10 protein-coding genes are annotated in these 13,507 nt (G+C 70.4%); 7 read left to right on the top strand and 3 right to left on the bottom strand.

Annotation, left to right across the window (positions count from 1 at the left end):
- The 3 genes from VFX14_23705 to VFX14_23695 all read right to left on the bottom strand — a co-directional run.
- On the bottom strand, nt 1-4,110 hold a 4,110-nt coding region (locus VFX14_23705; protein ID HEU5192698.1), incomplete at its 3' end, for a GAF domain-containing protein.
- A 75-nt stretch (nt 4,111-4,185) separates the two neighbouring features.
- On the bottom strand, nt 4,186-4,692 hold the full coding sequence (locus VFX14_23700; GenBank protein HEU5192697.1) for a YbaK/EbsC family protein: 507 nt from the start codon (nt 4,690-4,692) through the stop codon (nt 4,186-4,188).
- Nucleotides 4,689-6,971 carry a xanthine dehydrogenase family protein molybdopterin-binding subunit gene (locus VFX14_23695; GenBank protein HEU5192696.1) on the bottom strand — a complete coding sequence of 761 codons (2,283 nt, stop codon included), beginning with the start codon at nt 6,969-6,971 and terminating at the stop codon, nt 4,689-4,691. The genes VFX14_23700 and VFX14_23695 overlap by 4 nt, the downstream gene beginning before the upstream one ends.
- Before the next feature lie 83 nt (nt 6,972-7,054).
- On the opposite strand from VFX14_23695, the gene VFX14_23690 reads away from it, so the two are divergent.
- Genes VFX14_23690 through VFX14_23660 form a run of 7 tightly spaced genes read left to right on the top strand, consistent with a single transcriptional unit; the run spans nt 7,055 to nt 13,479 of the window.
- Entirely contained in the window at nt 7,055-8,284 is a 1,230-nt protein-coding gene (locus VFX14_23690; protein ID HEU5192695.1) for an MFS transporter, read from the top strand.
- A complete protein-coding gene (locus tag VFX14_23685; GenBank protein ID HEU5192694.1) occupies nt 8,253-8,585 on the top strand; it encodes a hypothetical protein in 333 nt (110 codons plus the stop codon). The genes VFX14_23690 and VFX14_23685 overlap by 32 nt, the downstream gene beginning before the upstream one ends.
- Before the next feature lie 14 nt (nt 8,586-8,599).
- Nucleotides 8,600-9,901, top strand: a complete 1,302-nt coding sequence (locus VFX14_23680; protein ID HEU5192693.1) for an MFS transporter — start codon at nt 8,600-8,602, stop codon at nt 9,899-9,901.
- Nucleotides 9,902-9,927: 26 nt separating this feature from the next.
- Nucleotides 9,928-10,449, top strand: a complete 522-nt coding sequence (locus VFX14_23675) for a DinB family protein (GenBank protein HEU5192692.1) — start codon at nt 9,928-9,930, stop codon at nt 10,447-10,449.
- A complete protein-coding gene (locus tag VFX14_23670) occupies nt 10,392-11,609 on the top strand; it encodes an acyl-CoA dehydrogenase family protein (protein ID HEU5192691.1) in 1,218 nt (405 codons plus the stop codon). Before VFX14_23675 ends, VFX14_23670 begins: the two co-directional genes overlap by 58 nt.
- A 46-nt stretch (nt 11,610-11,655) precedes the next feature.
- On the top strand, nt 11,656-12,450 hold the full coding sequence (locus VFX14_23665) for a hypothetical protein (protein HEU5192690.1): 795 nt from the start codon (nt 11,656-11,658) through the stop codon (nt 12,448-12,450).
- A 21-nt stretch (nt 12,451-12,471) separates the two neighbouring features.
- Complete coding sequence (locus tag VFX14_23660) at nt 12,472-13,479, top strand: ABC transporter substrate-binding protein (GenBank protein ID HEU5192689.1); 1,008 nt, start codon at nt 12,472-12,474, stop codon at nt 13,477-13,479.
- Nucleotides 13,480-13,507: the final 28 nt, after the last annotated feature.

The following is a 13,507-nucleotide window of genomic DNA, read 5'->3' as shown; positions in this document are numbered from 1 at the left end:
CCCGGACGCCGTGCCGCGCGTGGGGGTCCTCGGCCACGCCGAGCGTACCTGCTCGACACGATCCGGCTCCAGCCCGTGCTGCGCCACGAAGTGGATCTTTTCCCCATCGAAGCGGAAGACGAAGCAACGAGCGTCGCATAGCCGGCTCGCGCTGTGGGCGATCGTGTCGAACACCGGCTGCGCGTCGGTGGGCGAGCTCGAGATCACGCGCAGGATCTCGCCGGTGGCGGTCTGCTGCTCCAGGGTCTCGGTGAGGTCACGATTGCGGACCTCCAGCTCCTTGAAGAGCCGCACGTTCTCGATGGCGATGACGGCCTGGTCGGCGAAGGTCTTGAGGAGCTCGACCTGCCGCTCTGGAAAGCGGCCCACCTCGCCGCGTCCGACGGCAATGGCTCCGATGGGGGCGCCGTCGCGCAGGATGGGCACGGCGGCGATGCTGCGAAAGCCGACCGTTTGAGCCACCCCGGTCGTGCCGTAGGCAGGCTCGGCCGTGACGTCGGGAATCTGGGAGACGGCAGCGGTCAGCACGGCTCGTCCTGCTGACGTGCCCTCGTCGACCGGCCGGGGAAACGCCGCGCGAATGGCGGCCAGCCCTTCAGCGTTCTGCCCGTCGTTGGCCACGTTGTGGAGCTGCCCATCCTCGACCCGGAAGACCTGGCAGAACTCTCCACTGCAGAGGCGCCGCGCGTTGCGCGCGATGGTGTCGAACACCGGCTGCACGTCCGTGGGCGAGCCGGAGATCGCGCGCAGGATCTCGCCCGTCGCGGTTTGCTGGTCCAGGGTCTCGGTGAGATCGCGGTTGCGGGCGTCCAGCTCGGTGAAGAGGCGCACGTTCTCCACCGCGATCACGGCTTGATCTGCGAAGGTCTTGAGGAGCTCGATGAGCCGCTCGGGAAACGCGCCGGCCTTCGGGCGGTTCACGGTGATCGCGCCGATGGGCTCGCCGTCGCGCAGCATGGGAATGGCCACGACGCTCCGGAAATTCGCGATCGCCGCGACCTGATTGTGACCGTAGGCCGGATCCTCGCGGATGTCCGGAATGTGCGCGATCACCCGGTCGCGTATCGCCCGCCCCGCCGCCGTCGCGCCGTCGAGGGGGGCCGGCCAGGCGGTGCGCAGGGCCTTCAAACCGTCGGCCGAGAGCCCGTGCTGGGCGACGAAGTGCACGAGCCCTCCGTCGTAGCGGAAGACGAATGCGAACTCCGCTTCACAGAGCCGCTTCGCGCTGTGGGCGATCGTGTCGAAGACGGGCTGGACGTCCTGGGGGGAGCTCGAGATCACGCGCAGGATCTCGCCGGTCGCCGTCTGCTGCTCCAGGGTCTCGGTCAGGTCGCGATTGCGCGCGTCCAGCTCGGTGAAGAGCCGCGTGTTCTCGATGGCGATGACGGCCTGGTTGGCGAAGGTCTGGAGCAGGGTCACCTGCCGTTCGGTGAACGGACGAGCATCGGTCCGCCGGAGCTGAATCGTTCCGATCGCAAGCCCTTCGCGCATGAGGGGTACGCTGAGGATGGTACGGAAGCCCATGTGGGCCGCGTTGTCCGCGCTCTCGGGGAACTCGGCCGTCTCCCGCTGCATGTCGGCGACGTGAATGGTGCGGCCGTCGAGCACGGTGCGGCCCGCCGCCGTGCCCCGTACCAGGGGGAGCGAGAACTCTCCCACACGTCCCACGAGAATGGGACCATGATGCGCCACGAGGAGGAGCCGGTCCCCGTCACGGCGGAAGATGGCGGAATCGAACGCATCGCACAGCCGGGCGGCGCTGCTCGCCACCGCATCGAACACCGGCTGCACGTTGGTGGGCGAGCCCGAGATGACCTGTAGGATCTCGCCGGTGGCCGTCTGCTGCTCGAGCGACTCGGCGAGGTCCCGGTTCTTGGTTTCGAGCGTGTTGAACAAGCGCACGTTCTCGATGGCGATGACCGCCTGGTCGGCGAAGGTGCGCAGGAGGTCGATCTCCCGGTTGCTGAACGGCCCGACCTTGCTGCGTCCGACAGCAATCGCGCCGAGCGCGCGGCCGTCGCGCAGCATCGGGACGCCGAGCACGGACCGGAAGCCGCTCGCCACCGCGGCGCCCTGGATGCCGAACTCCGCGTCGGTCAGCACGTCCGGGATGTGAGCGATCGCCCGGTCGCGGATGGCCCGGACGGCCGCCGTCTCGCCGCTGGGGGGGCGGGGGAAGGCCGCCCGGAGCGCGTCGACGCCGCGCTGACTGGAGCCGTGGATGGCCACCATGTGCACCAGGTCGCCGTCGTAACGGGTCACCGTGCTGGATTCCGCACCGCACAGGAGGGCCGCGCTCCTCGCAATGATGTCGAAGACGGGCTGGAGGTCATTGGGCGAGCTGGCGATCACCCGCAGGATCTCCCCGGTGGCCGTCTGCTGCTCCAGCGAATCGGTCAGATCCCGGTTGCGGACACCTAGCTCCTGGAACAGCCGCACGTTCTCGATCGCGATGACGGCCTGGGCGGCGAACGTGCGAAGGAGGTCGATCTCCAGCTCGCTGTATGGGCCGACTTTGCGGCGCCCCACGACGATGGCGCCGAGCGCGCGGCCGTCACGCAGCATCGGGACGGCGAGTGAGGCGCGGAAGCCGCCCACCACGGCGGCCTCCCGCATGGCGAACTCCGGATCGTCCAGCACGTCAGAGATGTGAACGACCGCGCGGTCGCGAATGGCCCGCGCCGTGGCCGTCTCGCCGCTGGGCGGGCGGGGGAACGCCCTCCGCAGGGCAGCCGCGCCGCGCTGGGTTGATCCATGTACCGCCACCAGGTGAACCAGCTCCCCGTCGAAGCGCGTGACCGCGCCGACCCCAGCCCCGCACAGGAGGGCCGCATTCTTGGCGATGATGTCGAAGACGGGCTGCAGGTCGCTGGGCGAGCTGCTGATCACGCGCAGGATCTCGCTGGTCGCCGTCTCCCGCTCCAGCGACTCCGCCAGGTCGCGATTGCGGTCGCTCGTTTCCTGGAATAGCCGCGCGTTCTCGATGGCGATGACGGCCTGGTCGGCGAAGGTGCGGATGAGGTCGACCTCTCGCTCGCTGAACGGCCCGACCTGGCTGCGGCCGAGCACGATCGCGCCGAGAGCGCGGCCGCCCCGGAGCATCGGGACCCCGAGCGTGCCCCGGAAACCGCTCGCCCGCGCCGCCGCCTTGATGCCGAACTCTGGATCACCCAGCACGTCAGGGACATTGATGATCGCGCGATCGCGGATGCACCGTACCGCGACGGTTTCACCGCTCGGCGGGCGGGGAAAGACCTTCCGGAGGGCATCGGCTCCCCGCGGGCTCGATCCGTGTACAGCCACCAGATGCACCAGCTCGCCGTCGAAGCGAGTAACCGCGCTGACCTCCGCGCCGCACAGGACGGCCGCACTCCTGGCGATCATGTCGAACACGGGCTGGAGATCGGTGGGCGAGCTGCTGATGACGCGCAGGATCTCGCTGGTTGCCGTCTCTCGCTCCAGCGACTCCGTGAGATCGCGGTTGCGCTCCTGCGACTCTCGGAACAAGCGTGCGTTCTCGATGGCGATGACGGCCTGGTCAGCGAAGGTGCGCAGTAGGGCGATCTGCCGCGTCGTGAAGCGCTGCACTTCGGTGCGGCGAAGCGAGAACGCGCCAACGGCGACCCCGTTCAGCAGGAGCGGTACGCACAGCATGGTGCGAACGCCCATGCGCGGGGCGTGCCCGCCGGTCACGGGGTAGCGATTGCCCACGGCCTGGGCGTCGGCGACCTGGATCGCACGCCGCTCGCGAATGGCGTGACCTGCTACCGACCCCTGGACCGGGAGGGAAAACTCCCCGACTCGCCCCAGCACGATCGGGCCGTGGTGGGCTGCGAGCACCAGCCGATCGGCCTCCAGGCGGTAGATCGCAGCATCGTATGACGCGCAGAGGCGCGCGGCGCTTTCAGCGATGGCATCGAAGACCGGCTGCGAGTCCGTGCGCGAGGCCGCGATGATGCGGAGGATGTCGGCGGTGGCGGCCTGCTGTGCGAGCGCTTCGGCGAGACGCTCGTCGCCGGGAGAGGGAGCCGCGGGGCCGCGCCCGTTTCGGGAAACGGCGGCCTTCCTGGCCGTCAGTGGGCGCTTGACCGCCTTTTTCCTGCCCCTCATGAGTGCCCCGCGGAGGTCACAATCCCCGCTAGGCTAGGCGAAAGCACGGCTTGGGGCAAGGAACTAGAGGGGCGGCTAAGCGGGCGGCGGCGGGATCGGCTGGGCGAGGCCGGGGACCGCCTGGAATCCGGGCAGGCGCTCCAGGACCCGCGGCGAGACCTTCACCTTGGCGGCGCGGCTGCCCGCGCCCAGGATCATCCAGGGCAGGGCCATGATCCGGTCGTCCACGTAGACGGCCAGATCGGCCGGGAGGGCGAGCACGGTGACCCCGCCGATCTGCATGCCGGTCAGGGCCATGGTTTCCTCGGCCGAGGCGAATGACACGCGCGAGGCTCCCATGAGGCGCTTCACGGTGTGGTTGACGTCGAGCCGCGTGTTGGCCAGCACCAGGCAGGCGGCGAACTGCTTCGGCTCCTTCTTCGAGGCCACGATGATCGTGTTGCCGCTGACGTCGAGGCCATAGCCGTACTTCTCGCAGAAAGCCGCCGTGTCCGCGAAGGCGGGATCGATGTCCACGATCTCGTACGGCACGCCGAGCCCGTCGAGGGCTCGGCGCACCTGGGCCAGCGTCTCGTCGCTCACTTCTTGGGCGCCGCCGCGAGGGCGGCCCACACCTTCTGCGGGGTCAGCGGGATCTCCACGTGCTCGATGCCCATCGGCCGCAGCGCGTCCACCACCGCGTTGGCGATGGCCGGCGTGGAGCCGATGGTGGCCGCCTCGCCGATCCCCTTCACGCCGAGGGTAGTGCGCGGTGAGTCCGTCCGGGTGTGGTCGTTCACGAACGAGATGAGGTCGTCGGTCTTGGGCAGCGCATAGTCCATCAGGGTCGAGGAAAGGAGCTGGCCCGACTCGTCGAACGCGGCCTCCTCCCAGAGGGCCTGGCCAATGCCCTGGGCGAGCCCGCCATGCACCTGCCCCTGCACGAGCAGCGGGTTCACGAGGAAGCCGGCGTCGTCGATCGAGAAATATTTCAGGATGCGCGGCTTGCCGCTCTCGCGATCCACCTCGACCATGGCCACGTGAGTGCCGAAGGGAAAGAGCGTGCCGTTACCCTTGATGTCGCCGCAGGATGTGAGCGCGCCCTTGGAGGCCGCGGCCACCTGCTTCCAGGTCACGGAGCGGTCGGGTACGCCGCGCACGGAGAACTTGCCGTCGGCGTGCACGATGTCCGCCACCGCCGCCTCGAGCAGCCCGGCCGCCGTCTGCAGTGCCGCCTCGCGCACCTTCACGGCATTGGCGAGCGCGTGCATCCCGCCCTTGGCGATGGAGCGGCTGCCGAACGTGCCCACGCCGCTCCGCACCTTCACGGTGTCGCCGTGAATCACCGTGACGTCAGCCATGGGCACCTGAAGCTCGTCGGCCACGAGCTGCGCGAAGGCCGTCTCGTGCCCCTGGCCGTGGGAGGCCGCGCCGGTCAGCACCGTCACCTTGCCGTCGTCCGCCACGATCACGTCGGAGGTCTCGTCGTCCTCGAAGCCACAGATCTCCACGTACGAGGCGAGCCCGATGCCCACGAGCCGGCCCTGGCCCCGCGCGTCCCGCTGCTCGCGCCGCAGCTCGGGGTAGCCGGCCTTGGTCAGCGCATGCTCCAGCGCCCGCGTGTACTCGCCCGAGTCGTAGGAGTTGCCCATGATGGTCTGGTACGGGAACCGATCGGGTGAGATGAAGTTGCGACGCCGCACCTCCGCCGGATCGATGCCGAGCTTGGCGGCCAGCGTGTCCATCGCGCGCTCGATGAAGTAGGCCGCCTCCGGGCGCCCCGCGCCGCGATAGGGCACGGTGCCCATGGTGTTGGTGAAGGCGACCTGGATGTCCACGCGCGCGGTCTGGATGTCGTAGCAGCCGGTGATCATCTGCCCGCACAGCACGGGGAGCAGGCAGCCCACGTGATAGAGGCAGTAGCCGGCGTTGCCGATGATCCGGGCCTCGAGCCCCAGGATGCGCCCGGTCTTGTCCGCGGCCAGGCGCAGGTGAATGCGCACGTCGCGCCCGTGCCCGGTGGCCTGGAGGTCCTCGCGCCGCGTGGCGTTCCACTTCACCGGGCGCTTGAGGCGCATGGCGAGGAGCGGGACGATCGTGTCTTCCTGGTACACCGGCACCTTGGCCCCGAAGCCGCCGCCCACGCGGCCCGTCATGAGATGGATCTGATCGGGCTGGAGCTTGAGGCGCTCGGCGACCTGGTTCCGCATGGTGTGCGGGATCTGCGTGTCGCCGTACATGACCATCTTCTGGGTCCTCTCGTCCCACGCCGCGCTGCACGCGCGCGGCTCCATGCACACCGGCAATACGCGCTGGTTGTACATGTGCATGTCCACCACCACGTCCGCCTTCTTGAACGCGCCGTCCACGTCGCCGGACTCGGCCTTGAGGCTCACGCCGAGATTCGTCTTGGACTCGGGGTAGAGGAGCGGCGCGCCGGGCTTGAGCGCGTCCGCTGCGTCCACCACCACGGGGAGCGGATCGTAGTCCACGACGACGGCGTCGGCGCCGTCGACCGCCGCGGCGGGACTCTCCGCCGCCACCACTGCCACCGGCTCGCCCACGTGCCGGACGCGCCCCTCGGCGAGCAGGGTGTGGCCCTGGCGGTTCATGCTGGCGAACATCTCGGGCGGCAGCGGGGTGTGGATCACGCCGACCTCGGCGTTGAGATCGGCGCCCGTGAAGACGGACACCACGCCCGGCACCGCGCGCGCGGCCGCGGTGTCGATGCGCCGGATGGTGGCGTGGGCGTGCGGGCTGCGCACGAAGGCCAGGTGGAGCGCACCGGTGAACTTGAAGTCGTTGACGTAGGGATCGCTGCCGGTGATGAGCTTGGGGTCCTCGATGCGCTTGATCGGGCGCCCCACGTGCTGAACGGGCATGCAGGCCTCCTTGACGGCGGGTGAGGCCCGAATCGTACCACAGGAGTTTGACGCGGCCGCGCCCAGATGGCATGGTGAACGGTATGCTCGATGCGACCGTAGGCACGCTGAAGCGTGATGTTCGCATCATCGGTCTCGTAGGCTCCGCGCACTTCTTCAGTCACTTCTTCCAGCTCGCGCTGCCGCCGCTCTTCCCGCTCATCAAGGAGACGTTCGGCGTGCCGTACGTGGCGCTGGGCTTCGTGGTGAGCCTGATGTACGCCTCGTCCGGCATCGGGCAGACGATCTCGGGCTTCCTCGTGGATCGCTTCGGCGCCGTGCGGGTGCTCGTCACCGGGATGTGCCTTTTCGCGGGCGCGATCGCCGCCGCGGGCATCGCGCCGACGTACTGGGCCCTGCTGCCCATCGCGGTACTGGCCGGGCTCGGGAACAGCGTGTTCCATCCCGCCGACTACTCCATCTTCAACGCCTCGGTGGACGCGCGCCGGCTCGGCCGCGCCTACGGCGTGCACTCGATCTGCGGCAATCTCGGCTGGACGGCGGCGCCCGTGGTGGTCGTCGCGCTCGCCGCGCACAGCTCGTGGCGCACCGCGCTCGTCACCGTGGGCGGGATCGGCGTGGCGGCGGCCTTGCTCCTCTCGACCCAGTCCGACGCACTCGCCGACGACCGGGTGGCGACTCCGCGGCGCGAGGCGGGCGATGGCGGCGGGCTTGCCGCCGACATCCGGCTGCTCATGGTGGCGCCGGTGCTCGCCGCCTTCGCCTACTTCGCCCTGCTCGCGACCGCGCAGATCGGACTTCAGACCTTTTCGGTGACCACGCTCGTGACGCTCTACCAGGCGCCCCTCGCGGTCGCCACCGGCGCCCTCACCGCGTTTCTCCTGGGCAGCTCGGGCGGCGTCCTCCTGGGTGCGTTCCTCGCCGACCGCACGCGCCGCCACGATCTCGTAGCCGCGTGCGGCATGAGCACGGGCGCGGTGCTGACCCTCGTGCTGGCGAGCGGCGCGCTCGCGCTCCCTGCCCTGCCGGTGCTCATGGCGGTGGCGGGCTTCGCCCTCGGCATGACCACGCCCTCGCGCGACATGCTGGTGCGCCGGGCGACGCCGCGCGGAGCCTCGGGCAAGGTCTACGGCTTCGTCTACTCCGGCCTCGATCTCGGCTCCTCGCTCACGCCGCTGCTCTTCGGCTGGCTGCTCGATCGCGGCGAGCCGCGCGCGGTGTTCGTGGTCGCGGCGGTGTTCATGCTGCTCACGATCACGACCGTGGTCCAGGTGAGGCGCCATGGCGTCCGCTCCACCGCCGCCGCTGCCTGACGACGGTAAGGTCGCCGGCTGCGACCTCTGTCGGGCCAAGAGGATCACGCCCTGGTACCACGAGGACGACGTGTGCTGGATCGCCGAGTGTGACGTGTGCGAGACGCCCATGGTGGTGTGGCGCCGCCACGGAACCCAGCCGCCCCCCGAGGCGCGCGCCCACATGCTGGCCCGTCTCGGCGAGGTGGCGACGCAGCGCGTGGGAGAGTACTGGGTGGACGATCACATGCGCAACATTCCCGACCATTTCCACGCGCACGCGCGTCCGAAAGGCGGGTTCTTCGGTTACGACCGGCGGTAGGGCCCGGCGCCCGCGTGCGGCTTCCGTTCTTCTACGGCTGGGTGATCGTCGCCTGCGCCTTCGTCACCATGGGCGTGGGCGTCAATGCCCGCACCGCGTTCTCGCTGCTGTTCCCGCCCATCCTCGATGAGTTCGGGTGGGACCGCGGGCTCACCGCGGGCGCCTTCGCGATCGGGTTCATCGTCTCGACGCCCTTCGCGCCGTGGCTCGGCTGGCTCCTCGATCGCCGCGGGGCGCGTGTCCTCATCCTGCTCGGCGTGGCGATGATGGGCTCGGGGCTCGCCCTCGCCACGCTCATCTCGCGACCGTGGCACCTCTACGTGACGCTCGGCTTTCTCGTCTCCGGCGGCAGCCTGTGCCTGGGCTATACCGGGCACGGCCTCTTCATGCCCAACTGGTTCGTGCGGCGGCGCGGGCTCGCGCTCGGCATCGCGTTCTCCGGGGTAGGGATCGGCTCCATCGTGCTCCTGCCCTGGGCGCAGCACCTCATCAGCACCCGCGGCTGGCGCGCCGCCTGCCTCGGGCTCTCGATCGTCATGTTCGGGGCGCTGGTGCCGATCAACGCGCTCTTGCCCCGGCGGCGGCCGGAGGACATGGGCCTGCTGCCGGATGGCGATCGGCACGTCCCGGCGGGCGCCGCGGCCGCGCGACCGGCCAACGTCGTCGACCCCGTCTGGGCCGCGACCGACTGGACGCTCGGCCGCGCCGTTCGCACCCGGCGCTTCTGGTGGGCGTTCGTCGGGTTCTTCACCGCGCTCTTCGCCTGGTACGAGATCCAGGTGCATCAGACCCGCTACCTGATCGACATCGGCTTCCGTCCGGAGCCGGCGGCCTACGCGCTCGGCCTGGTGGCGCTGGCGGGCGTCGTCGGACAGATCGCCCTCGGCTACCTGTCCGATCGCTGGGGCCGGGAAGTGATCTGGTCCCTGGGCTGCGCGGGCTTCGTCGCCTGCTTCCTCATCCTCCTCGCCATGCGCGCCTCGCCCACGACGCCGCTCCTCTGGGCGATGGTGCTCGCGCAGGGATTGGTGGGCTACGGCATGGCGTCGGTTTTCGCCGCCATCCCCGCCGAGCTGTTCCAGGGCGCTCACTACGGCCGCATATTCGGCACGCTCTCCCTGGCGACCGGGCTCGGCTCGGGGGCGGGGCCCTGGGTCGCGGGATGGCTACACGATCGCACCGGCAACTACGTGGTGGCGTTCTTGGTGGGGATCGTCCTCTGTGTGATCTCGGCCGCGGCGATCTGGATGGCCGCGCCGCGCAAGGTGCGCCTCGTCGCCGGGCGGGTGCCTCGGCACGCCAGCCGGCTGCGCTGAGGCCGTAGACGTATACTCGGGCCGCAATGGCCACGCCTGTGCCGGTGCCCCCGGTCACTTCCCTCGAGGAATGGGCCCGGCGCCCGCGCGCCGAGCGGCTCGCCCGGCTCGGGCGCACGCCGGGTGATCTGGCTGCGGCGTTCCGTGGCGTGGATCCCGCGGCGCTGACGCGCCGGCCGGACGAGAAGAACTGGGCGCCCATCGAGGTCCTCTGCCACCTGCGGGACACGGAGGCATCGTTCCTGGACCGGCTGCGTCAGATCATGGCCACCGACGAGCCACGGTTCCCCACCGTCAACCCGAATCAGGTCGCGGCCGAGCGCCGCTACCTCGAGCAGCCGCTGGCCGGCGCCCTCGAGGCCTTTCACCGGCATCGCGACGCCACGCTCACCTTTTTCGCCATGCGCGCCGAGGCCGACTGGGCCCGCGCCGGGCACCAGATGGATTCCCGCGGCCGGCGCACCATCGACGACTTCCTGGGCGTCATGGCCTGGCACGACGAGAACCACCTGGCTCAGCTCGCGCGCGCGCTGAGGGGCGAGGTCTGACCGCGCCCGAGGCGCTCCCGCCCGAGCCGCTGCCCGCGCCGCTCGACACACTTCGGCAGCGCGCGCGATCGTTTCTCCTGGAGGAGCTACTACCCGCCGAGCGCCGAGAACGCGTGGCGACGGAGGGCGACGCCACGCCCGAGCTGCGCCGCTGGGTGCGCACGCGCGCGGAGGCGGCGGGACTCTTCCGCCTGACCCAGCCGGTGGAGCTCGGTGGGGCCGGACTCGGGCCGCTCGGCCGGCTCGCCGTCCACGAGGCCATCGCGGCGTCCGGGGCCGCGCTCGGCGGGCTGGTCGTCGGCGGCTCGGGCGGTCTCCTCCGCCACGGCACGCCAGGGCAGCGCGAGCGCTTCCTCCTGCCCGTGCTGCGCGGCGAGCTGGCCGCGGCGTTTGCCTTCACCGATGCGCGCGAGGGCCCGCGGACCACCGCCACGCGCGCGGGCGACGGCTTCCGGCTCACCGGCATCAAGTCGTTCGTCACCGACGGCCCCGCCGCCGACCTCTTGCTGACGGTGGCGCGCGTCGTTGACGGCGACCGCGGCGGAACCGCCGTCTTCGTCGTCCCGAGAGCGGCGCCGGGCGTGACCCTGCGCCGCACCCTCGAGACCCTGGACGGCGCCGTGCACGGCGAGTTCGAGCTGCGCGACGTCGCCGTGACCGCGGCCGACATGATCGGCGAGGTGGGGCAGGGCGTGCCGCGGGCCCTTGACGACATCGTGGCGACGCGGCTGCGCTTGGCGGCCATGGCGTGCGGGGCGGGCGCGTGGACGCTCGACTGGGTGCTCGGCCAGGTGGACCGTCCGCATCGGAGCGGGACGCCCCTGGCGGACCGCGAGGGGGTGCAGGCCATGCTCGCAGACAGCGCCATGGATCTCTATGCGGCGCGCTCAGCCGCCTACGCGGCCGCCCGCCGCGCGGAGAGCGGCGACCCCGCCGGCGCCGAGATCACGATGGCCAAGGCGCTGGCCACCGAGGCGGTCGCGCGCATCGTGGACCGCGCGATTCAGTTGAGCGGCGGCGCCGCGGTCGTGGAGAGCCATCCCCTCGCGCGCCTCTACCGCCGCATCCGCTCCTGGCGCATCGCCGAAGGCACGACGGAGGTCCTCCGCCTGACGGTGGCCCGTGAGCTCCTCGCGCGCCGGCGGGGAGCAGCCCCTTGACCCCATCGCGTCCCCGGCATAGCGTGCTGGGCCGGGAGGGCTGCCGATGAAGCCGGCTTTGGTGGGGCTGCTGCTGCTCGCGATTCTCGCCTCCGGAGTCCCCGCGCTCGCCGCGGAGTGCAAGGCGCCCAAGATGGTGGTACCGACGTCCGTGGGCATCGCGTACTGCGCCGATCCCGCCTTCGACGCGGTGGTCGCCGCCCAGGCCCAGAAGATCCGCGCGGACGTGCGTGCCCAGCGCCAGGCGGGCAAGCTCGTAATTTACGCGAGCACGCCCATCAGCCCGCGGGGCGGGGGCCACGTGGCGACCAATCTCGCGATCGCCGCCTCCGTGAAGACACGTCTCGAGAAGGAATTCGGGAGCGCGGTGTGGGTGCTCGACCCCGGGCGCTTTCAGATGGAGTCGGTGAACGGGCGGGAGCCCGGCGGCGCCGAGTACATGGTGATGTGGACCAGCGTGCTGGCGGGCGAGGACGGCACCGGCAAGGACATCGACATGGCGCATTTCACCGGACCGGGTGACATGCGCGCGTTCTTCGGCTGCGGCCGCGACGACGTCACCGGCTGCATCGACCGCTGGCTCACCGAGCGTGCGGCCACCGACGCCAAGCTCTGGGCCGACGTTGCCGATGTGCCGGCCAAGCGCCAGGCCTTCGTCCGCTACTACGCCATGCGGGCCTCCAGCGCATTTTCGAGCGGCGCCCACGACGAGTGGAACATCGTGGTACGCATCAACCGCCGCCGACCGATCGGCGAGCAGACGGCCATGTGGTTCGACGGCCGCCCCGCATCGCCCGCCGAGATGGAGTCGGAGATCTCGCCCGGCTACGAGCATCGCTAGATCCCAGAGAGGGAGAGCCTCATGCGCATGATCGTCCTGGTCCTCGCTGCCGCGCTCGGGTGGGCGGCGCCCGCCGCCGCCCAGCAGACCGTCAACGCCTATTCGATCTGGCCCGAGAACTGGGCGCGGCCGATGTTCGAGGAATTCGAGAAGGCTACCGGGATCAAGGTGAACTTCGTGCGCTTCTCCTCTGGCGAGGCCCTCGCCCGCGTCATCGCGGAGAAGAACAACCCGCGGGTCGACGTGCTCTTCGGCGGCCCGGTGGAGACGCACGCCGCCGGCATCAAGGAGGGCATCTTCGAGGCGTACAAGCCGCCGTCCTTCGCCAAGCTGCCCGCGCGCTTCAAGCAGGCCGACGGGCAGTGGGTGGCCATCGCCGACGATCCCCTCGTGTTCATGAGCAACAGCAAGTTCCTCAAGGAGAACAACCTCAAGCCCCCCGCGTCCTGGGAAGATCTCCTGAATCCCGCCTACAAGAACATGCTCCAGATGGCCGACGCCCGGACCTCGGGCACTGCGGTCACGCGCATCTTCTCCGTCCTCGAGGTGAACGGCCGCGACGAGACCAAGGCCTTCGACTACATGAAGAAGCTGCGGAAGAACGTGCAGGTCTACACGAAGAGCGGCGGCGGCGGCACGCTGCCCGTGGGGCTCGGCCAGGCGGGCGCCGGCATCTTCTTCATCGTGGACGCGCTCGACACCAAGGCGAAGGGCTACGACGTGTCGATCTCCTTCCCCAAGGAGGGCATCGGCACCTCCGCGGAGGCAGTGGCGCTGCTCAAGGGCGCCAAGAACCCCGAGCTGGGCAAGAAGCTCATCGACTGGGCCACCTCGTCCGCCATGCAGGGGCTCTTCGCCAAGCACAAGATCAACTTCGTGCCCGCCCATCCCGACGTGGCGGTGGAGGCGAGCCTGGCCGAGGTGCTCAAGGGCGCCAAGATCTTTCCCATCGACGACGCCTACGCCGGGGCCAACCGCAAGCGCATCGTGGAGCGCTGGGTCAACGAAGTCCTGAACGCCAAGGAGTGAGGGCGCGGGCGCCCGCAATGCGGGGACG

The organism is Candidatus Methylomirabilota bacterium (genome assembly GCA_035764725.1).
Lineage (GTDB): Bacteria > Methylomirabilota > Methylomirabilia > Rokubacteriales > CSP1-6 > DASRWT01.
This window is presented reverse-complemented; position numbering and strand designations above follow the sequence as displayed.